Below are 24,753 nucleotides of genomic sequence, written 5' to 3' on the forward strand. Positions count from 1 at the left end.
ACGATGGGGTCGCGCGGGGTGGACGCACGCCTCGGGGTGGAGGACGGCTCGACGCTCGCGGTCCTGGGTCCGAATGGATCGGGAAAGTCGACCGTGCTGGCCGCCATCGCCGGGACCGTGCGGCCGGCGGGCGGCAGCGTGCGGCTCGGCGCCGAGGTGCTGCATGACCTCGATGCGCGCCGCGCGACGTGGACGCACCCGCGCCGGCGGAGGGTGGCCCTGGTCACGCAGGGCGACGACCTCTTCCCTGCACTCACCGTGCTCGACAACGTGGCCTTCGGTCTTCGCTCGCGCGGCTGGGGAAAGGCCGATGCGCGGGCCCAGTCACGTTCATGGCTGGCGCGTGCGGGGCTCGCCGATGTCGCTGACAGGCCCGCGCGGGAGCTCTCGGGCGGTCAGGCGAGGCGGGTCGCCATCGTCCGGGCCCTCGCCTCGAGGCCGAGGGTGCTGCTGCTCGACGAGCCATTCGCCGGCGTGGATGTCGAGGCCGCGGCCGAGCTGCGCGCGCTCATCGCACGGGAGACACGCGACGTCACCACGGTGCTCACCACGCATGACCCCCTCGACGCGCGCCTGCTCGCCGACCGCGTGAGCGTGCTCGACGCCGGGACGGTCGCGGAGTCCGGCAGCGTCGACGCCGTGCTCTCCACGCCGCGCACCCCGTTTGCCGCCGCCATGGCCGGGCGCGTGCTGGTGCGCGGGGCTGCCGATGGCGACGCCGTCGTGACACACGAGGGGGCACGCATTCCGGCGGACGCCTCGGCGCTCGCGCACGGCGCGCCAGCGGCCGTCGCGGTCACGCCGATCGGCGTGACGCTCGGGGCGTCACCAGGGGATCCTCGCTCCGTCACAGACGTGGTGGTCGGCATCGAGGGCCGCGGCGATGCGGTCCGCGTTCGCGGCGCGGTCCTGGCCGCCGACGTCGACGTCGCGGCGCTCGACGTGACCGTGGGCGACACCGTGGTGTTCATCGTGCCGGAAGGGCTGACCGCGTACTCGGCCTGAGCGCCGAGTGCGAGGCCGGGACGGTCAGCCGCCCGCGAAGGGCGGCAGGACGTCCACGACGTCATCGCCGATCGGGTGGTCGTCGCTCACTCGCCGACCGCCGACCACCACGGCGCACTGCCGCAGCACCCGCTCGAGCTCGGGCCCGTGGAGCGCCCCGAGCAGCGCGCGCAGGTCACCGACGGTGCCCGCCTCCACGGTGGTCTGCTCCGTGCCGGCCGCCTCCGCGGCGGCCGCGAACAGGCGCACGGTCGCCATCAGCCGGGCATCTCCTCGACCCACCGCCGCGCGAGCTCGCGCACCGAGTCGCTCACGTCCTCGAGGCTGGAGCCCTGCGCGACCGCGTAGCCCACCAGGAAGGTCGTGATCGGAGCCGCGGGCCTCACGAGCGAGTGGGCGGCATCGCGCGCGATGTCGAGCAGCGCCTCGACGTCGACCTCTGCCGTGTCGATGCCCAGCTCCCCCGCGAGCGCCTCGACCCAGGCCTCCAGCTGCGTGGTGTCACTCATCTCGCCTCCCGTTCCAGCTTCCGTCCATCGTCGTCGCTCGGCGCGTGACGTGCATCCCGAGGCCCGGCGCCCTCAGTCCCACGTGTCGCGCAGCGCACGAACATCATCCCAGGTGTCGGCGTCGAGGGTGACGCCGGGCGCGGTGCTGACCCGCGCGATCCGCAGCCGCCTGAGCAGCACCCGCATCGAGGCGCCATCGGGCGAGCTCAGGCGCGCGATCGCGGACTCGAGCGCCGAGCGGCGATACACCGCGAGCAGGGGCTGGTCGCGGCCGTTCTCGTCGACGGCGACCGCCGCCTCCGCGGTCTCCACGGCTCCGAGCAGGTCGGGGATCGCCGCCGCGCCCCGAGGAGTGTCGACGGCGAGCACCAGCACCAGGTTGACGCCGCCGGCGAGGGCGGTGAGGCCAGCGGCGATGCCGGCGACGGGTCCGCCCCCCGGCGGCTCCTCCCTGGTCGAGATCACTCCGAAACGCTCGACTGGCGGCCCAACCACGGCGACGGCGCGCGCATCCGAGGCCGCTGCCAGAGCGTGCGACAGGAGCGTGCGCCCGCCCACGTCGATCCCGCCCTTGTCGACGCCGCCCAGGCGCTCCGCGCGGCCGCCGCTGAGGATGATCGCGTCGTAGGCGCTCATGGCGCTGGCCGTGTCCAGGTGCCGGACTTGCCGCCCTCCTTCGACAGCAGCCGCACGTGACGAATCTCGGTGGACTTGTCCAGCCCCTTCACCATGTCGACCACGTTGAGAGCGGCGATGGACGCCGCGGTGAGGGCCTCCATCTCGACACCCGTGCGGTCAGCCGTCGAGACCCTCACGGTGATCCGCACGCCATCGTCCTCGACGACGGCGTCGACGGCGACGCCATGCACGCCGATGACGTGCGCGAGCGGCAACAGGTCGGGCGTGCGCTTGGCTGCGGCGATGCCGGCCACTCGCGCGACCGCCAGCACATCGCCCTTGGGCACGGAGCCGTCGCGCAGCGCGGCGACCACGGGCGGGGCGCATGCCACGAGGGCCTCGGCCGCGGCGGCGCGCACCGTCGGCTCCTTCCGCGTGACGTCCACCATCCGCGCATGGCCAGCCTCGTTCAGATGCGTGAACTCGCTCATGGGCTCCACCTCACGATCCTCACGGTATCGCCAGCCACCACCTCGGAGACAGCGGCCGGGATGTCGGCGAGAGCGTCGGCCACGGCGAGGCTCGCGACCAGGTGCGAGCCCGAGCCGCCGGCCGTGGCGGGCGCGACCTCGCCGCCGCTCACGAATCGCACGGGCATGAACTGACGACGTCCAGGCGGCGTGCGCCAGCCCTCGGCGACCACCGACGCCTGTGCCGGCGAGCCGCGGTCGACACCCCGCAACCGGCGAATCATGGGCGCCACGATGGTCGCGAAGCTCACGAGCACGCTCACCGGGTTGCCGGGCAGGCACGCGATGGGCGTGCCGTCCACGGAGCCGAGCCCCTGGGGCTTTCCCGGCTGCATCGCCACGGTCACGAAGTCCACGCCCCTGTCAGCCAGCGCCGCCTTCACGACGTCGTACGCACCCACCGAGACGCCGCCCGTCGTGACGATCAGATCGACGTGGACGTCGTCGAGCCGCGCGAGCAGCGCGGAAGGCTCGTCGCGCACCCGCTCGAGCACGACCGCATCGGCTCCGGCCTCGGCCACCAGGCCGGCGAGCAGGGTGGCGTTCGAGTCGTGGATCTGCCCTGGTCCCAGCGCCTCGCCGGGCGCGACCAGCTCATCCCCCGTCGCGAGCACGGCGACGCGCGGACGAGGCGCGACGGACACCTCGGCCACGCCCGCGGCGGCGAGGGCCGCGAGCCGCACCGCCGTAAGGCGGGCTCCGGCGGGAACCACCAGGTCGCCCTCGCGGCAGTCCTCACCCGCGAGCCGGACGTGGCGGCCGGCCTCGACCGGGCTCCTGACCGCCACCGCGTCCACGCCGCCATCGGTCGCCTCGACCTGCACCACCGCATCGGCGCCAGCGGGCAGCGGTGCGCCGGTCATGATGCGCCATGCCGTCCCCGGCGGCACGCGGCCGTGCGCCGCCCCCGCCGCGGTCTCCCCCGCGACCGGGAGCGTCACCGGCGCGCCCTCGGACGCGCCCGCGACGTCCGCCGCGCGCAGGGCGTAGCCGTCCATCGCCGAGTTGTCGAAGGGAGGGCTCGCGGTGCGGGCGAGGCAGTCATCGGCCACGAGCGCTCCCAGGGCAGCGCTGATCGGCACCGTGACGGGAGCGAGCGGCGACACCAGGGTCAGGGCATGCGCCGCATGGTCGTCCAGCTCACGCACGGGCGGCCCTCGCCGATGCTGGCGCGAGCGCGATCTCCCTCCAGCGACCGGACCGCGCGTCCACGACGGCGAGCGTCCCCGCGAGAGCGCTGCCGGTGCCCGAGGCGATCTTGAGCGCCTCGGTCGCCATCGCGGCGCCTACCTGCCCGCAGAGTGTCCCCAGCACCGCGCCGCCCTCGCACGTGTCGAGCTCGGGTCCCGGCTCGGCAGGAAACAGGTCCCGCATCCGCGCCTCGCCGGCGAACACCGTCACCTGGCCGTGCCAGCCGCTCACCGCACCCCAGGCGACAGGGATCCCCAAGTGCTCGGCCGCATCGGCGATGACGTGCCTCGCGACGAAGGTGTCGGTGCCGTCGATGATGACGTCGTGCCCCGCGAGCAGCTGCGTGGCGTTGGCGGCGTCGACCCGCGCCAGCACGGGACGGACGTCGACTCCGGGGGCGATGAGCCGGAGCGCGCGCACGGCGGCGTGGACCTTGGGCCGGCCCACGGCGTCGGGCCCGAAGAGGATCTGACGGTGGAGATTCGTGACGGAGACGTGGTCGGAGTCGATCAGCGTCAGGCGACCGACGCCTGCGGCGGCGAGGTACTGCGCTGCAGGACATCCCAGACCACCCACGCCGACGAGCGCGACGGAGGCCTCCGCGAGCGCCTGCTGACCGCGCGCGCCGAAGCCCGTGAGGGCACGCTGTCGCACGAACGGGTCGAGCCCCCGGGCGTGGGGCTCTCGCGAGCGTTCTGGGTCAGAGGGCAAGGGCGTCATGGAAGCGGTCCGAGACGATCTCGAGAAGGGTGGGGTGGGGCGCCAGCGGAGCGGTCACGAAGTCAGCCCCGGCCTCATGCAGGCGCTTCTGGAACAGCCCGGGGGCGAGAAGGTAGGAGGCGACGGCCACCACCCCATCCTCGCCGTTCGCGCGGGCCTCTGCCACCGCGTCCGCGACGGACGGCTTGGGTCCGGCAGCGAAGCCGACGCGGACGGGGCCGCCCCACTGCGACCGCAGGAAGTCGGCCGCCTTGTCGGTGTCCGCCTGCGAGCGGGGATCCGACGACCCGGCGGCGGCCAGGATCAGCGTCGCGTCGCTCGGGACTCCCGCCTCAGTCACGCGCTCGAGGACGATGTCGATCAGGCGCGGATCCGGACCGAGCGCAGGTGCCGAAGGAATGTCCACGCGGTCCTTGACCGCGCGCGCGATGTCGACGTGCACGTGGTAGCCGCCCGCGAGAAGCAGGGGCACCACGACGGCCGCCGGCCCGCCGTCCCCCACCGGCACGCCGTCGACGATCTCGTCGATCGTGGGCTCCTGCACGTCGACGTACGCCTCGCGCACCTCGATGTCCATGACCTCGCGCACCTGCTGGAGCAGCGCGCGGATGGTCGCCTGACCCTCGGGGCTCCTGGTGCCGTGCGCGCAGCCGACGAGGATCGCGCTCATGACACGCTCACCGCGAGCGCGTAGCCGCGCTTGACGACCGTCCGCACGAGCGTGCGGGATCCCGAGTTCTCGCGCAGCCTGTTGATGGCCGCCTCGACCGCGTGCGGTCCCGCCTGCGCACCGGGGAGCAGCTCGCTCAGCTGCTCCCTGGTCAGGACATTGCCGCCGGCCTTGGCGAGAGCGCGGAGGATCTCCAGCCCCGTAGGGGTCAGCGGAAGGACCCTGCCGTCGAGCACGGCGGCCGATGCGCGCATCACCAGCGGCCCGTCCGTGGTCTGGATGCCGGTGTGGTTCTCGCTGTAGTGCTTCACGAGCTCGCGCACCAGGGCGCCGAGCCGCCACCTGTCCGGCCACGATGTGCGCAGGTCCGCCGTGAGCAGCGGTCCGGCCGTGACGGGACCCACCGACGCCAGCATGAGCTCTCCCGAGGCGGCGCGGCGCCGCACCGCATCGAGCAGCCCGGCCTCGCTCACTCCGTCGATCCACGCCTCGGCGCCGGGAGCCGACGTGAACAGCACGGCGTCGACCTCGCCGCACGCCGTCCTGTCGATCCACTCGCGATGCGGCGCGGGGTCGATCGGGGGACCCCATCCGTAGATCACCAGGCTCTGGACGAACGCACCGGCGTCCATGAACGCCTCGTCGAGGCCATCGGAGCCGTTGCCGTGGTGCTGGACCGCGATCCGCAGGCCCTCGACGCCTTCCGCGAGCAGGTAGTCGCGCAGCTCCGCGGCTGTCTCCGACTCGGCCACCCAGTCCGCCTCCAAGCCGTTCTGCTGGATCGCTCCGCGCGCCTTGGGACCGCGCGCGATGAGCCGCGCTCCGCGCATCGCCGCGAGCAGTTCGTCCGCGAGGCCTGCGGCATCCGCTGCCTCGACCCAGCCGCGGAACCCGATCCCGGTGGTGGCCACCACGATGTCGGGCGGGTGCGCGATCAGCGCGCGCGTGTCCGCGATCAGCTGCTCGTCATCCAGGTGCGGCACCGTCGACAGTGCGGGAGCGAAGCGCACCTCGGCCCCGCGCCGCTCGAGCGCTGACGCGAGCTCGCGCTTGCGGCGGTCGGCTGTGATCACCATCACGCAGCCCGCCAGCGGCTCCCCCACATGGCTCACGTTCGTCCTCCTACGGCTCCGGGGTCGCCGCCAGGTCTCCAGCCAGCAGACCGGGCCGCGCCACCTCACCGATGACGATAATGGCTGGAGGTTTCACTCCTGTTTCGCCGCAGATACGAACGATGTCCGAGAGCGCACCCGTCGTGATGCGCTCGCGTGAGGTGGTGCCGTTCTCGACGATCGCCACCGGCGTGTCGGGGTCGCATCCGCCGGCCACTGCCGCCTCCACGATCTCCGGCAGGGCCGCCACGCCCATGAGCACCACGACAGTCGCGCCCGCAGCCATAGCGGCGACGGATGCGGCGTCCGCACCCGCGTGGCCGGTCGTCACCAGCAGGGATGTCGCGACGCCGCGCTGCGTGACGGGGATGCCCGCGCTGGCGGGCACGGCGAGCGCCGATGTGATGCCAGGCACGACCTCGACGTCGATCCCAGCCGCCACGCACGCGTGGACCTCCTCCCCACCGCGGCCGAAGACGTACGGGTCCCCTCCCTTGAGCCGCACCACCGTCTTGCCCTCACGCGCGCGCTCGACGAGGAGTCGGTTGATCTCGTGCTGCGGCACCGGGTGGTGGTCAGGCGACTTGCCGACGTTCACCACCTCGACGTCGTAGGGCACCGTGACCAGCAGCTCGGTCGCACCCAGACGATCCGTGACCACGACGTCGGCCTCCGACAGCGCCTGGCGCCCGCGCACGGTGATGAGACCGGGATCGCCAGGCCCGGACCCCACCAGGATGACCCGACCCGATCCTGGGCGCCGACGTCGCATGTCCACCTCGCCGGCATCGAGATGCCTGGCGATCGCATCGCGCACGGTGCGGATCCTGCCGGGATCGGGGCTGTCGAGCGACAGCACGCCGATCGCCAGGTCGCCGTGCTTGGACATCGCGGCCTGGCGCGCGGAGCCCTTCGACGCGTCGGACGCGTCGATGCACCACACCTGACGCTCGTGCGCCCACCGTGCGATGGCGTCGTTGAGCTCGCTGTCGTCCGTCGCCGCCAGCACGAACCACGCCCCGTCCAAGTCCTGGGGCGTGATGCCGCGCCGGAGGACAGTCACGTCACCGTGGAGCGCGTGTCGCTCGAGATCCTCGTGGATCTCCGGCGCCACGACGGTCACGACGGCTCCCTCGCTGACGAACCGCCGCACGCGCCGCGACGCGACGGCACCGCCTCCCGCGACCACGACGGCCCTGCCGCGCAGGTCGAGTCCGAACAGCGCCGTCACGAGTCACCAGTCACTCTCACGCCCATGCCGCCATTGTCGAGGGTGACGCGGCTGACGACCAACTCGCGACCGCATCGGCCCTGCCCCTCTCTCACCGCGAGATGGATCCATCTCGCTGATCAGAGCTCGTACATCGACGACAGGGATCCATCTCACGCTGGGGGCGGAGGGGTGATGTGGACCACGCCGTCCTCGACGTCGACCGCGAACACCTCGAGCGTTGTCGACAGCCCGGGCTTGGGCTCCTTGTCCATGGTGACCAGGCACTCGCCTGTCAGCAGCGAGAACACCTGCTTGTAGATGGGCGACGCGATGGTGGGAACGTCGCCCTTCGAGCCGGTGATGCCGCGCGACAGCACGTACGCGCCCGAGAATGGGCACAGGTTCTGCACGGCGTGCACGGTTCCGTCGGCGAGCCGGAAGATCGCCACCTGCGTGTCGCCGACGAGCGCCGCCACCCCGAGGTCGGGCGTGAGGCGGTCGTAGGCGCACACGGCCACGCGGGTCGTGTGGTCGTGGGGAGCCGATGCGGTGGTCGTCACGAGCGGACCTCCAGGGTCGAGGGAGCGATGAGGACGGCGCCGGACTCCCGCTCGGAGGGCGTCGCCGGGCGGCGCTGGCCGCGCTGCTCGACGTAGGCGAGCGACGGGTCGGGCTGGTCGGGAGCATTGACGAAGCTCGTGAACTGGGCGAGCCGCTCGGGGTCGTTCAGGACGGCCTTCCACTCGTCCTCGTACGAGTCGATGTGGCGGGCCATGTGCGCGTCGAGGTCGGCGCAGATGCCCAGCGAGTCCTCCATGATGACCTGACGGATCGCCTCGAGCCCACCCTCGTGCTCCTCCTGCCACGGAGCGGTGCGCTCCAGGCGATCGGCGGTGCGGATGTAGTACATGAGGTAGCGGTCGATCACCTGGAAGACCGTCTCGTCGTCCACGTCCTCGACCAGGAGCTGCGCATGCTTGGGCGTGAAGCCACCGTTGCCGCCCACGTAGACGTTCCAGCCGTTGTCGGTCGCGATCACGCCTACGTCCTTGCCGCGCGCCTCGGCGCACTCGCGCGCGCAGCCCGAGACGCCCAGCTTCAGCTTGTGAGGGCTGCGCAGTCCGCGGTACCTGAGCTCGAGCGCGATGGCCATGCCGACCGAGTCCTGGACGCCGTAGCGGCACCACGTCGAGCCCACGCAGGACTTCACGGTGCGCAGGCTCTTGCCGTAGGCGTGACCTGACTCCATGCCGGCGTCGACAAGGCGCTTCCAGATGCTCGGCAGCTGCTCGAGGCGAGCGCCGAACATGTCGATGCGCTGGCCGCCGGTGATCTTCGTGTAGAGCCCGAAGTCCTGGGCGATCTTCCCGATGAGGATCAGGTGCTCGGGCAGGATCTCGCCGCCGGGCACGCGGGGCACCACCGAGTAGGTGCCGTCCTTCTGCATGTTAGCCATCACGCGGTCGTTGGTGTCCTGGAGGGCGGCGCGGTCCTGCGCGAGGACGTGCTCGTTGTAGAGGCTCGCGAGGATCGATCCGATCGCCGGCTTGCATAGGTCGCAGCCACGGCCGGCGCCGAACCGCTCGATGATCTCGGAGAAGGTGCGCAGCTCGGACACCTGGATCGCACTGAACAGCTGGGCACGGCTCATGTCGAAGTGCTCGCACAGCGCGTTCGACACCTCGATGCCCGACTTCTCGAGCTCGGCGCCCATGATCTTCTTGACGAGCGGCAGGCACGAGCCGCAACTGGTGCCAGCCTTCGTGCATGCCTTGACGCCCGCGAGGTCGGTGCAGCCCTCGTCGTTCACGGCGCAGCGGATCGCGCCGGCGGAGACGTTGTTGCACGAGCACACGGCGGCCTCGTCTGGCAGCTCGACGCTCGGGCGCTCGCCGGAGCCCTCAGGCAGCAGCCACGCCGCGGGGTCCGCGCCCAGGTCCGAGCCGACCATGGGCCGCAGCGAGGCGTAGGCGCTCGCGTCGCCCACGAGGATGCCGCCCAGCAGGGTCCGCGCGTCATCGGTGAGGACCAGCTTCTTGTAGACGCCGGCCACCGGGTCCGCGTAGACCAGCTCGAGCGCGCCTGGCGTCTGCGCGAAGGCATCCCCGAAGCTCGCGACGTCGACGCCCAGCAGCTTGAGCTTCGCTGAGGTGTCCGCGCCGGGGAACGTCGATGTACCGCCCAGCAGCCGGTCGACGGCGATCTCCGCCATCGTGTTGCCCGGGGCGATGAGGCCGATGCAGGCGCCCTGGATGCACGCGACCTCGCCGATCGCGGAGATGTCGGGGTCGTCCGTCAAGCAGGTGTCGTCGACCACGATGCCGCCGCGCTCGCCAATCGTGAGCCCAGCCTCGCGGCCCAGCTCGTCGCGTGGTCGCACGCCCGTCGCGAAGACGACCACGTCGACCAGCTGCTCGCCGCCGTCGGCGAAGGTCAGGCGGCCGGCGCGACCGTTCCTGTCGGGCTTGATCGCCTGCGTCGCGGTGTTGCATCGCACGGTGACGCCCAGGTTCTCGATGAGTCGGCTCAGGGCGTGGCCGCCGCCCTCATCGACCTGCAGGTTCATCAGCCGGTCGGCGAACTGGATCACGGTGCTGGTGGCACCGAGCTCCTGGAGCGCACCCGCGGCCTCGAGGCCCAGCAGGCCGCCGCCGATGACGGCACCGCGCACGACGCGGCCGAGCGCCTTGGAGCGCTCCTCGACGAAGATGCGCAGCGCGGCGACGTCGTCGATGGTGCGGTAGACGAACACGCCCGGCAGGTCGGCGCCGTCCATGGGCGGGGCCCAGGCGTACGAGCCGGTCGCCATCACGAGGTGGTCGTACGGGTAGGTCTTGCCGCGCTTGTCGGTGACCGTGCGCGCTTCGCGGTCGATGGTCGCGACGCGGGCGTCGCGCTCGAGGCGGACGAGCGGGTCCTGCCACAGGTCGGGCGTGCCGAGCGCGAGGTCGTCGGGGTCCTTGCCGGTGAAGTAGCTCGTGAGCGCCACGCGGTCATACGGCGCGCGCGGCTCCTCCGCCAGCACGGTGACGTGGTAACGCCCCTCGGTGTCGCGGTCGCGCATCGCCTCGGTGAACCGATGCGCGACCATGCCGCCACCGACCACCACGATCCTCTGCGTCTCGGTCATGGCCTCTCCCTTCACTTCCCCGCCAGCGCGGGAACCTTGCTGTCCTCGGCCGCCTCGGGCACGCCGCAGGTACGGATGATGTCGCCCACGAGCGAGCGGCAGTCGCCGCACCCGGTGCTCGCGCGCGTTGCCTTCGCGACCTCGTCGACGCTGGTGCAGCCGTCGTCGATGGCCGCGATGATGCGGCCCTTGGGCACGGAGTTGCACTGGCACACGGTGTGGTCGTCGGTCATGTCCTCGGCGGAGACCGGTGCGGGGCGTCCGGCCCCCGCGAGCGGGCGAATGATGAGGTGGGCCGGGTCGCTCGGGACGGGCACCATGCGGGTGTACATGGCCGACAGCTCGCTCGCGCACTGCTTGTCGCCCACGACGGTGGCTCCCACGAGCAGCCCGTGGCTCACGACCACCTCGACGAACCTGCCGATCGCGGGGTCCGACATGCGCACGGCGCGCAGCTCCCGCTCGCCGTGATCGAACTTGCCGGACAGCCCCATGGTGACCACCTCGAGTCCGAGTGCCTTGACCCTGACCACGTTGGTGGGGTCGAGCTCGTCGTCAGCACCGTCCTCGGCGACCTCCGCTGCCGAGCCGACGGGCGCATCGGCGTTGCTCCAACGAGACACCAGGCGAGATGCCTGATCCCAGCCCTGCGCGACCAGACCGGAGCCGCCCTCGGGGGGCTGCGCGCAGTCGCCGATGGCGAACACACGGGGATCCGCGGGCGACGCGAGGTCCGCGCCAACGAGGATGCCGCGCTCGCAGGGCAGGCCCGCCCGGCGCGCGAGCGCCGCCTCGGGGATGGTGCCCGCGCACATCACCAGCATGTCGGTGAGCACCTCGCTGCCGTCGGTGAGGGTCACGGCCGACAGCACGCCGCGGCGGTCGAGCACGCGAGCGACCGATGTCTCGGTGATGACCTTGACGCCCAGGCGCTCGAGCGAGCCCGCCGCGATCTGGGACGCCGCAGATCCCAGCTGGCGCTCCATGAGCCGGTCCGCGTGGTGCACGAGGGTAACCGAGAGCCCGCGCGCAGCGAGTCCGGTTGCGACCTCGAGCCCCAGCACGCCTGCCCCCAGCACGACGGCACGGCGCGCCTTGGGCAGCGCGGCGACGATTCCCTGAGCGTCGTCGAGGTCCTTGAGAACGCTGGCGCCGGGCAGCAGGCCGCGATCGGTCGCGACTCCCTGGATGCTCGGGATGCGCGCCTGCGAGCCGGTCGCGAACACCAGCCGGTCGTACGGGTGCACCTCGCCCGCACCGTCCGTCACGGTCCGCGCGGCCCGGTCCACGTCGATCGCCGGCACTCCGGTGAGCACGCGCACGCGGTCGGACGTGGCTGTCGCCATCGCGAGCGACTCGGGCGCGGTCTTGCCTGCGACCACGCTCGACAGCAGGACCCGGTTGTACGGCAGGTGGCCCTCCTTGCCGAGAACCGTGACGTGGACCTCGGGGTCGCGCGCGACGAGGTCGTCGACGAACCTCGATCCGACCATGCCGTTTCCGATGACGACCACATTCACGAGACGCTCACCCCCAGGGAGACGGTGGGATCGAAGACTGCTGCGGGCGCGATGGCGACCGCGGTGACCTTGAACTCGGGCATGCCGCTGATGGGGTCGGTGACGTCGTTGGTCAGCCGGTTGGCGCTGCCAGCGCCCGCCCAGTGGAACGGCATGAAGACGGTGTCCGGGCGGATCGCCTCGGTGATCCTCACCGTGGCGACGGCCTCGCCGCGGGAGGTCGACAGGATCGCCTCCTCGCCCTCGTCCAGGCCGATGCGCTCGGCCAGGAGCGGGTGCATCTCCACGAACGGCTCAGGCTGCGCGGCGTCGAGCTCGGCGACCCTGCGGGTCTGTGCGCCCGACTGGTAGTGCTGCAGCACTCGGCCGGTGACGAGGTAGATCGGGGCACCCGCGCGGACGTCGTCCGCGGGCGCGTGGTGGTCCACCGGGATCATGCGTGCGCGGCCGTCAGGGGTGTTGAAGCGCTCGAGGAACACGCGCGGGGTGCCAGGGTGCGGAACCCCGTCGGTCGCGGGGCACGGCCACTGGATCTCCTCGCCGGCGTCCAGCCGCTCGTAGGTGATCCCCGAGTAGTCGGCTGCACCCCCGGCCGATGCGCGAGCCATCTCGTCGAACACCGTCGCCGGGTCGTCGGAGAAGCCGCGGTCGACGCCGAGCAGTCGCGCGAGCTCGCCGAGGATCCACAGCTCGGACCGGGCCTCGCCGGGCGGTTCGGCCGCCTTGCGGCGGCGGATGATGCGGGCCTCGAGGTTGGTCATCGTGCCCTCCTCCTCCGCCCACTGAGTGATCGGGAGGATCACGTCGGCGAGCATCGCCGTCTCGGAGGGCACCAGGTCGCTCACCACGAGCAGGTCGAGCCGCCGCAGCGACTCGACGACCGCCTCCGCGTTGGGCGCCGAGACCACCACGTTGGAGCCGTGGACGAACAGCGCCCGCGGGCCGCCCTCACGGCCGAGCGAGTCGAGCAGCTTCACGGCCGGAACGCCGGGCCCAGGGAGCGAGTCGGGCTCGACGCCCCAGACGCCGGCGACATGCGCCCGGGCGGCGGGGTCGGTGATCATCCGGTAGCCGGGCAGCTGGTCTGACTTCTGGCCGTGCTCGCGGCCGCCCTGGCCGTTGCCCTGGCCGGTGACGGGACCGAACCCAGAGCCCTCGCGGCCGACCAGACCCAGGCACAGCGCCAGGTTGATGGCCGCCGTGACGCACGCGGTGCCCTGGCTCATCTGCTCCATGCCTCGCCCCGTGAGGACGTAGGCGCCGCGGCCCCCATGGCGAGGAGAGGCCGCCGCGAGCAGCCGCGCCGTCCGGCGCAGCTCGTCGGCGGCGATGCCGCACACCGACTCGGCACGCTCGGGCCACCACGCGGCAACGGAGCGGCGGACGTCGTCGAGGCCGGTGGTGCGCTCCTCGAGGTAGTCGAGGTCGGCCAGGCCCTCGGCCAGCACGATGTGGGTGAGCGCGAGCAGCACCACCATGTCCGTGCCGGGCACCGGCGCGAGGTGCACGCCCTGGTCGCCGCCGGCCAGCTTCGCGGTGACGGTCTCGCGCGGGTCGACCACCACCAGACCGCCGCGCTCGCGCGCTCCGGCGAGATGCTGCACGAAGGGCGGCATGGTCACGCCCATGTTCGAGCCCAGGACCAGCACCGCATCGGCGCCGCCGAGGTCAGCCAGGGGGAAGCCGAGCCCGCGATCCATGCCGAACGCCCGGTTCGAGGCGGCCGCGGCCGAGGACATGCAGAACCGGCCGTTGTAGTCGATGAACGGGGTGCGCAGCACCACGCGCGCGAACTTGCCGAGCGCGTAGGCCTTCTCGTTGGTGAGCCCGCCGCCGCCGAACACCGCGATCGACTCCCGGCCCGACTCCGCCTGCAGCTCGCGGACGCGGCCAGCGACGAGGCCCAGGGCCTCGTCCCAGGTGGCCTCGCGGAAGCCGCCATCAGCGGTGCGGATCATCGGGCTCGTCACGCGGTCCTCGGCGCGCAGCACCTCCGCCGAGGTCCAGCCCTTCTGGCACAGCCCTCCCCTGTTGGTGGGGAAGTCGCGCCCCGAGACCTCAAGCGGCAGGCGCTCGCCAGGGGTGGGGGTCAGCGTCTGCGCGCACTGCAGGGCGCAGTACGGGCAGTGCGTGGCCACCGCGGCGGGCTGCCCGGCCGTCCCGGAAGGGTTCGAGGGCGCAGCCGCGCCGCCCGGGTGCTGAGTCCCGGGCGACGCGGCGCCGTGCTGTGCGGGCACGATCAGACGTTCGCCATCCGGGCGCCCTTGCGCAGGTAGAACACCCACGTCAGGACGGCCATGAGGAGGAACACGCCGATGTAGATCTGGAGGGCGGGGACGATCGAGCCGTCGAAGGTCTCGCGCGACCACAGGTAGACGAACGGGATCGCGAAGCCGCCGAAGGCCCCGATCGAGGAGATGATGCCCACCGCGCCGGCCGCCTGGCGCTTGAAGTCCAGGAACGCCTCCTCCGTGCCGTCGCCCTTGGCCTCGCGCAGCCGGTTGAAGATCGACGGGATCATCCGATAGGTGGACCCATTGCCGATCCCGGTGAGCGCGAAGAGGGCGATGAAGCTCACGAAGAACAGGCCCAGGTTCTCGCCCTGCACGCCCGTCACCGCCGCCCAGCCCGCGCCGGCCATCGCCACGAACGCGATCAGCGTGATGATCGAGCCCCCGAACCTGTCCGCGAGCCTGCCGCCATACGGCCGCGACAGCGACCCCACCAGCGCACCGAGGAAGCCCCACGTCAGCGCGATGTCGGCGCGGTCGAAGACCACCGTCAGCAGTGTCGGGAAGGCCGCCGAGTAACCGATGAAGGAGCCGAAGGTTCCGATGTACAGGAACGCCATCATCCAGGTATGGCCGTGCTTGAGGGACCGCGCGGTGGGCTTGGGATCCGCCTTGGCCTCACGCAGGTTGTCCATGAACAGGAACGCGAGGATGGCCGCAGCGAGCGCGAGCGGCACGTACACCAGACCGGCCATCGCGAGGCCGACGCCGCCGATGCCGACGACGATGGGCACGAGCTTCTGGGCCACCGCCACGCCGATGTTCCCGCCTGCCGCGTTGAGGCCGAGCGCCCAGCCCTTGGCCTTGTCTGGGTAGAAGAACGAGATGTTCGACATCGAGGAGGCGAAGTTGCCGCCGCCGAAGCCGGCGGTCGCGGCGATGAGCACGAGCACGGCGAAAGGCGTCTCGGGCCGGCCGACCACCCACGCGAGGCCCAGGGTGGGCACGAGGAGCAGGAGCGCGGAGATGACGGTCCAGTTGCGGCCTCCGAAGATCGGAACCGCGAACGTGTAGGGGATGCGAAGGAAGGCGCCCACGCCGGACGCGACGGCCAGCAGGGTCAGGCCCTGGCTCGCGGTGAGCGCCCAGCCGTTCGCGCCCGCGGCGACCAGAGCGCCGGACTCGTCGAAGGTGCCGTACATGCGGACCACGACGATGGACCACAGCAGCCATACGGAGAAGCCGATGTGCTCGGCGACGATGGAGAAGACGAGGTTGCGGAAGGCGATCTTCTTGCCGGTGGACTCCCAGAACAAGTCGTTCTCCGGGGTCCAGCGCTCGATCCACCGGCCCTTGCCGATGACGCCGGGCTCGACGTCGGTGACGCCGGTCTTGTCCTGCACGGTCATGAGACCCCTCCCCAGGGTTCATTGGATGGATGAAGTCCGGGCCGCCATCGGCCTGGGAGCCCCGCACAGCTCTCCATCGGACAGCACCCACGCTAAGGAGGGGATGTTTCGCCCGCCCGCGCTCCATGTGAAGCGTGCGCGAACTCTTCCTCACGCCTCGCCGAGACGTCGGGTGAGAAGTCCTGCGCCGGCGCAGGTGCGCGTGTGAGAAAGAACGGCATCGTGCGGGGCAGGGCGCGCAAGGCGGGCAGGTCTCACGGAGTGTCGCGAGCCGGTGTGATGTTTTTCGCGCCTCAGCGGGCACGAACCGCGATCGTGCGCCCCGTCGAGGCGCCGAGCTCGCAGACGAACTGACGCCCCTCGTGCGAGCGCCCGCGTGCGCACGACGGCCGACCGCAGTTCGCCTGTGACGTCCGCGCGCACCTCGATGTCGTGCATGCGAGCCGATGCGCGCGCTGGGCCGCGCGGCTGCGGCACGCGGCGGCGGGCGAGGATCAGGCGAGCGCGGCCTCCGCGCTCGCCCATGCTCCCACCGCGTCGAGCACGCGCGCGAGATCCTCCTCGCCGTGCGCCTGCGACACGAACCACGCCTCGTAGGCGCTGGGGGGCAGGTACACGCCGGCGCCGTGCAGCGCGTGGAACAGGCGACCGTAGGCCGCCATGTCCTGCTGTGCGACCGCGTCGAAGGTGACGGGCGCATCGGCCAGGCCGAGGAAGACCGAGAACAGGGTGCCGGCACGACCCACGGCGTGCGCGATGCCTGCCTCGGTGAGGATGGCCGACACTCCCCCGGCAAGCGCGTCGGCGCTGTCGCGCACGCGCGCGTAGACGTCCTCGGTGAGCAGCCGCATCGTCGCGAGCCCCGCGGCGGTGGCGACGGGGTTCCCCGACAGCGTGCCCGCCTGGTAGACCGGGCCCAACGGCGCGAGCTGCTCCATGATCTCGACGCGGCCGCCCAGCGCCGCGACGGGCATGCCGCCGCCGATGACCTTGCCGAACGTCACGAGGTCGGGCTGCCACGGCTCGACGCCGGCGGCCAGGTCCTCGTCGCGCTCGATGCCCCAGTACCCGGACGGGCCGGCACGGAAGCCGGTGAGCACCTCGTCGAGGATCATCACCGCGCCCTCGGCGGTGCACAGGTGCGAGATGAGGCGGTTGAAGCCCCGCGGCGGGGCGACCACGCCCATGTTGCACGGCGCCGCCTCGGTGATGACCGCGGCGATCGATGGGCCGTGCTCGGCGAAGGCGTCGGTGAGCGCCTCCTCGTCGCCGTAGGGCAGCACGATGGTGTCGACGGCGGTGCCCTTGGTGACCCCAGCGCTGTCGGGCACCCCCGCGGTCGCGAGCCCCGAGCCCGCCGCGACCAGCAGCGAGTCCGAGTGCCCGTGGTAGCAGCCGGCGAACTTCACGATCACGTCCCGCCCGGTCGCGCCGCGCGCGAGGCGGATGGCCGTCATGGTGGCCTCGGTCCCCGTGGAGACCAGGCGGACGCGCTCGGCCGGCGCGTAGCGGGCGCGGATCTCCTCGGCGAGCTCGACCTCCCGCGTGGTGGTGGCGCCGAACGACAGCCCGTCCGCGGCCGCCTCCTGCACCGCCTGCACGATCGTCGGGTGCGCGTGACCCAGGATGGCCGGCCCCCACGATCCGACGAGATCGACGTACTCCCTGCCGTCGGTGTCGGTCACCCGCGACCCCCGTGCGCTCGCGAGCGGGACGGGGTCGCCGCCCACCCCGTTCCACGCGCGGACGGGCGAGTTGACCCCACCAGGCAGGATGGCCGATGCGCGGTCGGTGAAGGTGGTCACGTGCGCCTCCTCGAGGTGGCTCAGGGGCGCGGCGCGCCCTCGTCGTTCGGTGTCGCGTCAGTCCTCGCGGAGCCAGGCGGCGAGGTCGAGCGCTGCGTACGTCAGCACGATCCCGGCGCCCGCCCGGACGATGCTGGTCACGGCCTCCAGGTGAGCGGCACGGCGGTCGACCCAGCCGTTGGCCGCGGCGGCCTCGATCTGGGAGTACTCCCCCGACACGTGATACGCGGCGACGGGGATGCCCGCCTCGGCGACGACGTCCGCGAGCACGTCGAGGTACGGAAGCGCCGGCTTGACCATGAGGATGTCCGCACCCTCCGCCTCGTCGAGCGCCGCCTCGAGGGACCCCTCGACGCGGTTCGCCGGATCCATCTGGTAGGTGCGCCGGTCGCCCTGAAGATCGGACTCGACGGCGTCGCGGAATGGCCCGTAAGCAGCGGATGCGTACTTGGCGGCGTAGGCGAGGATGCTCGTGCGCTGATGCCCGGCATCGTCCAACGCACCGCGCACGGCCGCGACCTGACCGTCCATCATCCCCGACAGCCCGAGGACCTGCGCCCCCGCGCGGGCCTGTGCGACCGCCATGCGGCCGTAGACCTCGAGCGTCGCGTCGTTGTCGACCGAGCCGTCAGCGGCGAGCACGCCACAGTGGCCGTGGTCGGTGAACTCGTCCAGGCACAGGTCGGCCATGACGACCAGCCGCCCTCGCGCCGCGCTGGCCGCGACCTCGATGGCGCGATTGAGGATGCCGTCAGCCTCGCAGGCGGCCGAGCCCGTGGCGTCCCGATAGGCGGGGATCGCGAACAGCATCACCCCGCCGATCCCGGCGTCGGCAGCGCCGTCGATCGCCCCGGCCAGCGCGCTCAGCGGGAGCTGCTCGACGCCAGGCATCGAGGGAATCTCGCGCGGCTCGGTCAGCGACTCGTGGACGAACAGCGGCAGGACGAGCTGGGCCGGGTGCACCCGGGTTTCGCGGACGAGCCGCCGCATCGCCGCCGAGGACCGCAGGCGGCGCGGGCGGCGGTGCGGGGTGAAGGTCATCCCTTGTCCCCCGGCCCTGACACGATGTCGTCAAAGCTCGAGTCCCCGTCGATGGCCGGTGGCGAGGACGCCTGCGGGGCGCCAGCGATGATGTCATCGAACGACTGGTCCGACGCGGCGGTGTCGGGATCGCCCTCGTCCTCGTGGGGCTGGCCCTCTTCGCCCGTCGGAGCCGACGCATCGCCGGCACCCGCCGACCCGTCGTCCGGCTCCTCAGCCCACGCAGGCTCCTCCGCAGCCCCCGCATCGGCCGCGACGTCCTCCGCGGACGCTTCGCTGCCGGCGACTGGCGCATCGGTGACATCGGCGCCCGCCTCGGCAGGCGCATCGGCGGCCTGGCCTGCATCGTCTTCTGCGCTGGTGTCCTCCGCGCCGTCGTTCGCGTCGTACTCCTCGAGCCGGTCGGGGTCGAGCGCCGCGAGCAGGCCCGCGACGATCCCGTCATAGGACGGCGCCGTCGCCACCGACGCGAGCTCGAGGCCCGCGGCGCGCGCTGTCGCGGCGGTCATGTCGCCGATCGCCACCACGAGAGTCTCCTCGGGAACCGCAGCCCCCGAGTCGGCGAGCCTCTGCGCGACCGAGCCGGAGGTCAGCAGCACGGCGTCGAACCGACCCGACTCGATCTCCTCCCGCAGCTGCTTGCCGACGCCCGAGCCGTCCACCGTGCGATACGCCTCGACCGTCGTGACGGTCCAGCCCTTGCGCTCCAGACCGCGAGCGAGCACCGGTGCCGCGAGATTGCCCAGCGGCGCGAGCACCTTGCCGGGGCCGCCCGCGAACTCCTCCACGATGCCGCGAGCGTTCTGGCGCGAGGAGGGCACCAGCTCGACGTCGAGGCCGAGGTCGGCGCACACGGCGCGCGTGGCCTCGCCCACGGTCGCGACCTTGGCCTGCGGCTGGGGTGCGGCCAGGCTCATCGAGTGCCGCCGGGCGATCGCGTCCATCGCCGACAGCGCATTGCGGCTCGTGACGGCGAGCCAGTCGAAGTCGCCCGCGCACCACGCGATGGTGGCCTCCTCGAGCGCCTCAGGCTCCGAGCTGGGCTCGATCGCGATGAACTCGACCTCCTCCACGACCGCTCCCGCCTGGGCGAGGCGCTCCGCGAGGTGGCGACGCTGCGCCGTGACGGGCACGAGGATGTGGCGCCCCTCGAGCAGGCTCAGATCCATGTCAGGTCCTTCCCATCAGGCGGCCGGCGCCGCGGCTCATGAGGGTCCAGCCCGTCGACCGGCCCAGGGAGGCCGGCTCGGAGGCGGGACCGGTGGAGTGCTCGTTGAGGGCGAGCCGTCCGGTGGCGTCGATGACGCGGGCCCGCAGGCTCAGCGTGCCGCGGTCTACGCTGCCATACGCGCCCACGGGGGCCGAGCATCCTGCGTCGAGCACTCCCAGCAGCGCGCGTTCGGCCGTCACGGCCGCGCGAGTGTCGGCATGGTCGAGCGCGCGAACGTGATCGGCCCACGCGGCATCCGCTCCCGGCACGATCTCGATAGCCAGCGCGCCCTGGCCGGGTGCGGGAAGCATGTCGGACGGGTCGAGGAGCTCGGTCGCCTCATCGAGGCGCCCCAGACGCTGCAGGCCGGCCGCAGCCAGCACCACGCCGTCGAGCTCGGTGCCCACCTTCCCCAGCCGGGTGTCCACGTTGCCGCGCAAGGGCTCGATCACGAGGTCTCGGCGCAGCGCGAGCACCTGCGCCGCGCGGCGAGGCGAGCCGGTGCCGATCCTCGCCCCCTCGGGAAGCTCCCGCAGCGGGGGCCCCATGGTGCACAGCGCGTCGCGGACATCGGCCCGCTCGGTGATGGCGGCCACCTCGAGGTCCGGGTGGGCCTGGGTGGGCATGTCCTTGAGCGAGTGGACGGCGAGGTCGCACTCGCCTCGCAGCAGGGACTCCCTCAGCGACGCGACGAACACGCCGACCTCGCTGAGGCCCACGAGCGACCCGCGAGACAAGTCGCCGTGCGTGGTGATCTCGACGAGCTCGACCTCGAGGCCCACGCCATGCGCGGCAGCCGCGGCCGTGATCTGATCCGCGACCATCCCCGACTGCGTGCGCGCGAGGGCGGAGCCGCGGGTGCCGAGCCGGATCTTCATGCGCTCCATCGTTTCACAGTCGAGGTGGGCGTCAGGGTGCCTCGTCGACTCCCCGCCTGCGCAGCACCAGGACGAGCGCGGTGGCGGCCGTGACGAGCGCCGCGACACCGATCACCGGCCACAGCCAGCCCGGCGTGGCGGGCTCGGGCTCCGCCACGACCGGCGAGTCCAGCACCACGGCGCTCGGGCTCGGGTCCGAGGAGGAAGTTGCCGATGCGCTCGGCGCGGCCGCGGTCGGGCTCGGCTCGGGCGCGGCGGGCGCGCTGTCGGGACTCGCCGTGGGCGAGGAACCGGAATCGGGGGCGTACGTGAAGGAGACCACTCCCTCGACAGGGTGCCCGTCCTCCCCGATGACTCGCCACGCCAGCGTCGCGTCGCCGACGGCGAGCTCGGCGTCGACCGGTGCAGTCAGGGTGTTCTGCTCGGAGAAGTCCGGGGCGAGCTCGTGGCGCTCACCCGCGGCATCCTCGATGGCGAGCTCCGCACCGATGTCCAGGATGGCGGTGCCGAACTCGAGCCGCACCTCGGTGAGCTCCTGGACCGTCGACCCCTGCTCGGGGCTCGAGGCGCGCAGCTCCGAGTGAGCGTGGGCCTGCGGGGCGGGGAGCAGCAGGGACAGCACGAGGGCGACGAGGACGAGGGACACGCGAGCGGGCCGCGCGAGCGAAGCGGTCATGCCTCCATTGTCTCAGCGCTCGACGGTGCTCCTGACCCGAGCCGCGCGGCTCCCGCCGGTCCCGCCCTCCCGGGCGCGCGCCGCTTCAGGCGTGCGTCATCGAACGTTCACGGGACATTCGTGCGCGCTCGCCCTGGCGCCATCGGCGCAGCCGGTCACAATGGAGCCGTGAAGGTCGCCCTGATCGCGGAGTCGTTCCTCCCGCACGCCAACGGCGTGACGCACTCGCTCCTGCGTGTGATCGAGCACCTGTCGGCACGCGGCGACGAGGCGCTCGTGATCGCGCCCGAGGCGAAGGGGTCGGCGGGACCGGTGAGGTACGGCGTCGCTCAGGTCAAGCGCCTCCCAGCGATGGGCTGGCCAGGGTACGACGACGTGCGGGTCTCCCTGTCGGGCTCGGCGCGCATCGCGCGGATCCTCGACGACTACGCACCGGATGTGGTCCACCTGGCATCCCCGTTCATGCTGGGATGGTCGGGGGTGCGCGCAGCAGAGGAGCTGTCGATCCCGTCCGTGGCCGTCTACCAGACCGAGGTGCCGAGCTACGCGGACCGCTATCGGGTGGGCTGGGGAGAGCCGATCCTGTGGGACCGGGTCCTCAACATCCACCGCCGCGCGGGGCTGACGCTCGCCCCGTCGACCTACGCGATGCGTCAGCTGGAGGGGCTGGGGGTCCCGCGCCTGCGCCTCTGGCCCCGCGGCGTCGACACTCGCCGCTTCCATCCCGCGAAGCGCACCGCCGGCCTCCGGCGCTCCTGGGCGCCCGGCGGAGAGGTGATCGTCGGCTATGCCGGGCGCCTCGCGGCCGAGAAGCGCGTGGAGGATCTCGCGCGCCTGAGCGACATCGGTGGCATTCGGGTCGTGATCATCGGCGACGGACCTGCGCGCTCGCGGCTCGAGACGCTGCTTCCCCATGCGACGTTCACGGGGCACCTGGGCGGCGAGGATCTGGCACGCGCCGTCGCGAGCCTCGACGTGTTCGTCCATTGCGGAGAGCTGGAGACCTTCTGCCAGGGCATCCAGGAGGCTCACGCCGCAGGGGTGCCGGTCGTGGCGCCGCGCCGGGGCGGCCCGATCGATCTCGTGGATCCCGACCACACCGGATATCTGTACGAGCCGGGCCGCCTGGATCAGATGGTCGCGGGGGTGCGGGCGCTCGTCGAGGAGCCCGAGCGGCGGGAGCGGTTCTCGGTGCAGGCACGGGCGAGTGTCGCCGGCCGCACCTGGACGAGCGTGTGCGACGCTCTCGTCGGTCACTACGCGGAGGCGATCAGCGCACACCACCGTGCCCCCGAGCGCCCGTGGGACGTTCTCGATCACGAGGCGATCCGCCCATGAGGATCGCGCACATCGCCAACTTCTACGGCCCGACGTCCGGCGGCCTGCGCACCGCGATGCACGAGTTGGGCCGCGGATACGCGGCCCGCGGGCACGAGTTCCTGATGGTGGTGCCGGGCGCCGAGGACGTCGATGAGGACACTCCGTTCGGACGGCGCGTGCAGATTGCGAGCGCGGTGCTGCCACTCTCGGGCGGCTATCGCATGATCACGCGCACGTCCCTCGTGCGCGAACTGCTCGACGGCTTCGAGCCGGACGTGATCGAGGTGTCCGACCGCACCTCCCTGCGCGGTCTGGGAGGCTGGGCGCGTGCGCGCGGGATCCCCAGCGCGTTCTTCGCTCACGAACGCGCGGACGGCGTCATCGCGGCCCATCTCCCGTCGTGGACCGGGCGCGCCCTCCCGGTGCGCGCTCTCGCGGACGCTCACAACCGCGGCACCCGGCGCCGCTTCACGAGCCTGATCGCGACCACGCCGTTCGCCGCCGAGGAGTTCGATCGCATCGGCGCCGTCACGCACACCGTGCCGTTGGGCGTGGATCTCGACGCGTTCCACCCGAGCAGACGCGATCAGAGCACCCGCGACGCGCACGCCGGCGCAGGTGAGGCGCTGCTGGTGATGGCGTCGCGGCTGTCGGCCGAGAAGTGCCCCGACCTCGCGATCGACGCCGTGCGCGAACTGGTCAGGCGGGGACGCCGGGTCCGGCTCGTGAGCGCTGGAACCGGCGCGCTCGAGGCGCGCATGCGCGAGCGCGCCCGAGGACTGCCCGTCACGTTCCTGGGTTTCATCGACGGTCGCGAGAGCTTCGCGCGGCTGCTGGCGAGCGCCGATGCGGTGGTCGCGCCAGGCCCGATCGAGACCTTCGGCCTCGCCGCCCTCGAGGCCCTGGCATCCGGCACCCCTGCGGTGGTCAACGAGCGCTCGGCCCTGCCGGGGGTGGTGGGCCGCGGTGGCGTGGCAGCGGTCAGCAGTCCGGAGGGCTTCGCCGATGCGATCGAGTCGGTGCTCGACGATGACCCCGCGGCGGCGAGCGCGAGGGCACGCAAGCGCGCCGAGACGATGCCGTGGTCGGCGACGGTCACCTCGATGCTCGGCATCCACGAGCGCGCGCTCGCTCGCGTGAGCGCAGCGACTGCACCAGCTTCTGCGAGGTGAGCGGTCATGGCACGAGGGCCGGTCGTGGCTGCGATCGGAGACTCGCTCACGCTGGGGGTGGGCGACGGCACGCAGCACCCGAGGGGCGACGTGGGCTGGGCGGCGCACACCGCACGGGCGGTGGGCGCCTCGCGCTTCGTGAACGTCGCCGCGAACGGCGTGCGCGCGCGTGACCTCTCGGCTTCCCAGCTTCAGCGAGCGCTCGCATGCGAGCCGGATATCGTCCTCATGAGCGCCGGCGGCAACGACGTGCTCCGCGGCGACTTCGACCCTGGGGAGGTGGAGCGCGAGCTCGAGGCCGCCCTCCACGCGGTGAGCGCGCCCGACAGGTGCGTGGTCGTGCTCGGCATCGATCGCATCGGCCTCTTCGACGCGCTGCCCCGCGCCGTGACCTCCGTCATGGCCAGGAGGGTGGCCGCGGTCAACGCCGCGATCGTCGCTGCGGCCTCGAGGACGACTGCGACGCTCGTCGATGGCGGTGCCGTGTTCCACGTGACCGGCCGTCGCGCATGGCACATCGACCGCATCCATCCATCGCCGCTGGGCCATCGCATGCTCGCCGCAGCAGCCGTCGCGGAGCTCGCGGCGCGTTGGCCGCAACGCGTCGCGATCTCTCCGGCTCCCGCTCCCCCCGGCCTCACTGATCGCGCGTGGTGGCTCGTGCGCAACGGCGCCCCGTGGACCCTGCGCCGCAGCCGCGACCTGCTGCCGCAGGTCACCCGGATGGTGACGCACGAGCTGCTCGAGGACCGGCGCTCCCGCCTGAGCAAGGCGGCGCGTGCGTGAGCGGAGG

The 24,753-nt window shown here is 72.4% G+C and carries 23 protein-coding genes; 4 read left to right on the forward strand and 19 right to left on the reverse strand.

Annotated elements, in window-relative coordinates; translation table 11 throughout:
* Positions 1 to 18: 18 nt before the first annotated feature.
* The gene (locus B7K22_RS01345) at positions 19 to 1,005 is read left to right on the forward strand and encodes a sulfate/molybdate ABC transporter ATP-binding protein (protein WP_234983257.1); all 987 of its coding nucleotides are present in this window, start codon (positions 19 to 21) and stop codon (positions 1,003 to 1,005) included.
* A gap of 24 nt (positions 1,006 to 1,029) precedes the next feature.
* On the opposite strand, the gene B7K22_RS01350 is transcribed toward B7K22_RS01345, so the two are convergent.
* The 19 genes from B7K22_RS01350 to B7K22_RS01435 form a co-directional block, all read right to left on the reverse strand.
* Positions 1,030 to 1,263: a MoaD/ThiS family protein gene (locus tag B7K22_RS01350; RefSeq protein WP_084038004.1), complete on the reverse strand. Its 234-nt coding sequence runs from the start codon at positions 1,261 to 1,263 to the stop codon at positions 1,030 to 1,032.
* A complete protein-coding gene (locus tag B7K22_RS12170; protein ID WP_200807339.1) occupies positions 1,263 to 1,514 on the reverse strand; it encodes a DUF6457 domain-containing protein in 252 nt (83 codons plus the stop codon). The genes B7K22_RS01350 and B7K22_RS12170 overlap by 1 nt, the downstream gene beginning before the upstream one ends.
* Before the next feature lie 72 nt (positions 1,515 to 1,586).
* Entirely contained in the window at positions 1,587 to 2,150 is a 564-nt protein-coding gene (locus B7K22_RS12175; protein ID WP_200807340.1) for a molybdenum cofactor guanylyltransferase, read from the reverse strand.
* Complete coding sequence (moaC, locus tag B7K22_RS01360) at positions 2,147 to 2,623, reverse strand: cyclic pyranopterin monophosphate synthase MoaC (protein ID WP_084039621.1); 477 nt, start codon at positions 2,621 to 2,623, stop codon at positions 2,147 to 2,149. Before moaC ends, B7K22_RS12175 begins: the two co-directional genes overlap by 4 nt.
* Positions 2,620 to 3,810 carry a gephyrin-like molybdotransferase Glp gene (gene glp / locus B7K22_RS01365; RefSeq protein WP_084038005.1) on the reverse strand — a complete coding sequence of 397 codons (1,191 nt, stop codon included), beginning with the start codon at positions 3,808 to 3,810 and terminating at the stop codon, positions 2,620 to 2,622. The genes moaC and glp overlap by 4 nt, the downstream gene beginning before the upstream one ends.
* A complete protein-coding gene (locus B7K22_RS01370; RefSeq protein WP_159448713.1) occupies positions 3,803 to 4,564 on the reverse strand; it encodes a HesA/MoeB/ThiF family protein in 762 nt (253 codons plus the stop codon). Before B7K22_RS01370 ends, glp begins: the two co-directional genes overlap by 8 nt.
* Positions 4,554 to 5,243 carry a sirohydrochlorin chelatase gene (locus B7K22_RS01375; RefSeq protein ID WP_084038007.1) on the reverse strand — a complete coding sequence of 230 codons (690 nt, stop codon included), beginning with the start codon at positions 5,241 to 5,243 and terminating at the stop codon, positions 4,554 to 4,556. Before B7K22_RS01375 ends, B7K22_RS01370 begins: the two co-directional genes overlap by 11 nt.
* Positions 5,240 to 6,355, reverse strand: coding sequence for a uroporphyrinogen-III synthase (locus B7K22_RS01380; protein WP_255372161.1), 1,116 nt, complete (start codon positions 6,353 to 6,355; stop codon positions 5,240 to 5,242). Before B7K22_RS01380 ends, B7K22_RS01375 begins: the two co-directional genes overlap by 4 nt.
* A 10-nt stretch (positions 6,356 to 6,365) precedes the next feature.
* A complete protein-coding gene (gene cobA, locus B7K22_RS01385) occupies positions 6,366 to 7,586 on the reverse strand; it encodes a uroporphyrinogen-III C-methyltransferase (RefSeq protein ID WP_084038008.1) in 1,221 nt (406 codons plus the stop codon).
* Between the two features lie 152 nt (positions 7,587 to 7,738).
* Positions 7,739 to 8,128 carry a nitrite reductase small subunit NirD gene (gene nirD, locus B7K22_RS01390; protein WP_084038009.1) on the reverse strand — a complete coding sequence of 130 codons (390 nt, stop codon included), beginning with the start codon at positions 8,126 to 8,128 and terminating at the stop codon, positions 7,739 to 7,741.
* Complete coding sequence (gene nirB, locus B7K22_RS01395) at positions 8,125 to 10,698, reverse strand: nitrite reductase large subunit NirB (RefSeq protein WP_084038010.1); 2,574 nt, start codon at positions 10,696 to 10,698, stop codon at positions 8,125 to 8,127. The genes nirD and nirB overlap by 4 nt, the downstream gene beginning before the upstream one ends.
* Before the next feature lie 11 nt (positions 10,699 to 10,709).
* Entirely contained in the window at positions 10,710 to 12,218 is a 1,509-nt protein-coding gene (locus B7K22_RS01400) for an FAD-dependent oxidoreductase (protein WP_084038011.1), read from the reverse strand.
* Positions 12,215 to 14,356: a molybdopterin oxidoreductase family protein gene (locus B7K22_RS01405; protein WP_084038012.1), complete on the reverse strand. Its 2,142-nt coding sequence runs from the start codon at positions 14,354 to 14,356 to the stop codon at positions 12,215 to 12,217. The genes B7K22_RS01400 and B7K22_RS01405 overlap by 4 nt, the downstream gene beginning before the upstream one ends.
* Positions 14,357 to 14,457: 101 nt before the next feature.
* Entirely contained in the window at positions 14,458 to 15,858 is a 1,401-nt protein-coding gene (locus B7K22_RS01410) for an MFS transporter (protein ID WP_084038013.1), read from the reverse strand.
* A 494-nt stretch (positions 15,859 to 16,352) separates the two neighbouring features.
* On the reverse strand, positions 16,353 to 17,663 hold the full coding sequence (locus B7K22_RS01415; protein ID WP_084038014.1) for a glutamate-1-semialdehyde 2,1-aminomutase: 1,311 nt from the start codon (positions 17,661 to 17,663) through the stop codon (positions 16,353 to 16,355).
* A 57-nt stretch (positions 17,664 to 17,720) separates the two neighbouring features.
* Complete coding sequence (gene hemB, locus B7K22_RS01420; RefSeq protein ID WP_084038015.1) at positions 17,721 to 18,704, reverse strand: porphobilinogen synthase; 984 nt, start codon at positions 18,702 to 18,704, stop codon at positions 17,721 to 17,723.
* The gene (locus B7K22_RS01425; RefSeq protein WP_084038016.1) at positions 18,701 to 19,873 is read right to left on the reverse strand and encodes a uroporphyrinogen-III synthase; all 1,173 of its coding nucleotides are present in this window, start codon (positions 19,871 to 19,873) and stop codon (positions 18,701 to 18,703) included. Before B7K22_RS01425 ends, hemB begins: the two co-directional genes overlap by 4 nt.
* Before the next feature lies 1 nt (position 19,874).
* Positions 19,875 to 20,792, reverse strand: a complete 918-nt coding sequence (hemC, locus tag B7K22_RS01430; RefSeq protein ID WP_084039624.1) for a hydroxymethylbilane synthase — start codon at positions 20,790 to 20,792, stop codon at positions 19,875 to 19,877.
* A 31-nt stretch (positions 20,793 to 20,823) separates the two neighbouring features.
* On the reverse strand, positions 20,824 to 21,468 hold the full coding sequence (locus B7K22_RS01435) for a copper resistance protein CopC (RefSeq protein WP_084038017.1): 645 nt from the start codon (positions 21,466 to 21,468) through the stop codon (positions 20,824 to 20,826).
* A gap of 168 nt (positions 21,469 to 21,636) precedes the next feature.
* On the opposite strand from B7K22_RS01435, the gene B7K22_RS01440 reads away from it, so the two are divergent.
* Genes B7K22_RS01440 through B7K22_RS01450 form a run of 3 tightly spaced genes read left to right on the forward strand, consistent with a single transcriptional unit; the run spans position 21,637 to position 24,746 of the window.
* Positions 21,637 to 22,806: a glycosyltransferase family 1 protein gene (locus B7K22_RS01440; protein WP_084038018.1), complete on the forward strand. Its 1,170-nt coding sequence runs from the start codon at positions 21,637 to 21,639 to the stop codon at positions 22,804 to 22,806.
* Positions 22,803 to 23,960 (forward strand): glycosyltransferase, encoded by a 1,158-nt coding sequence (locus tag B7K22_RS01445; RefSeq protein ID WP_084038019.1) that lies wholly within the window; start codon positions 22,803 to 22,805, stop codon positions 23,958 to 23,960. Before B7K22_RS01440 ends, B7K22_RS01445 begins: the two co-directional genes overlap by 4 nt.
* Positions 23,961 to 23,966: 6 nt before the next feature.
* On the forward strand, positions 23,967 to 24,746 hold the full coding sequence (locus B7K22_RS01450; protein ID WP_084038020.1) for a GDSL-type esterase/lipase family protein: 780 nt from the start codon (positions 23,967 to 23,969) through the stop codon (positions 24,744 to 24,746).
* Positions 24,747 to 24,753 lie beyond the last annotated feature (7 nt).

The organism is Demequina sp. NBRC 110053 (genome assembly GCF_002090095.1).
Lineage (GTDB): Bacteria > Actinomycetota > Actinomycetes > Actinomycetales > Demequinaceae > Demequina.

Excerpts from the sequence above, each read along its gene's own strand:
- hemC (WP_084039624.1), bottom strand. The coding sequence starts at position 20,792 with ATGAAGATCCGGCTCGGCACCCGCGGCTCCGCCCTCGCGCGCACGCAG.
- moaC (WP_084039621.1), bottom strand. The coding sequence starts at position 2,623 with ATGAGCGAGTTCACGCATCTGAACGAGGCTGGCCATGCGCGGATGGTG.
- B7K22_RS01410 (WP_084038013.1), bottom strand. The coding sequence starts at position 15,858 with ATGACCGTGCAGGACAAGACCGGCGTCACCGACGTCGAGCCCGGCGTC.
- B7K22_RS01425 (WP_084038016.1), bottom strand. The coding sequence starts at position 19,873 with ATGGATCTGAGCCTGCTCGAGGGGCGCCACATCCTCGTGCCCGTCACG.
- nirB (WP_084038010.1), bottom strand. The coding sequence starts at position 10,698 with ATGACCGAGACGCAGAGGATCGTGGTGGTCGGTGGCGGCATGGTCGCG.
- B7K22_RS01350 (WP_084038004.1), bottom strand. The coding sequence starts at position 1,263 with ATGGCGACCGTGCGCCTGTTCGCGGCCGCCGCGGAGGCGGCCGGCACG.
- B7K22_RS12170 (WP_200807339.1), bottom strand. The coding sequence starts at position 1,514 with ATGAGTGACACCACGCAGCTGGAGGCCTGGGTCGAGGCGCTCGCGGGG.
- hemB (WP_084038015.1), bottom strand. The coding sequence starts at position 18,704 with ATGACCTTCACCCCGCACCGCCGCCCGCGCCGCCTGCGGTCCTCGGCG.
- B7K22_RS01435 (WP_084038017.1), bottom strand. The coding sequence starts at position 21,468 with ATGACCGCTTCGCTCGCGCGGCCCGCTCGCGTGTCCCTCGTCCTCGTC.
- B7K22_RS01450 (WP_084038020.1), top strand. The coding sequence starts at position 23,967 with ATGGCACGAGGGCCGGTCGTGGCTGCGATCGGAGACTCGCTCACGCTG.
- B7K22_RS01375 (WP_084038007.1), bottom strand. The coding sequence starts at position 5,243 with ATGAGCGCGATCCTCGTCGGCTGCGCGCACGGCACCAGGAGCCCCGAG.
- B7K22_RS12175 (WP_200807340.1), bottom strand. The coding sequence starts at position 2,150 with ATGAGCGCCTACGACGCGATCATCCTCAGCGGCGGCCGCGCGGAGCGC.
- B7K22_RS01445 (WP_084038019.1), top strand. The coding sequence starts at position 22,803 with ATGAGGATCGCGCACATCGCCAACTTCTACGGCCCGACGTCCGGCGGC.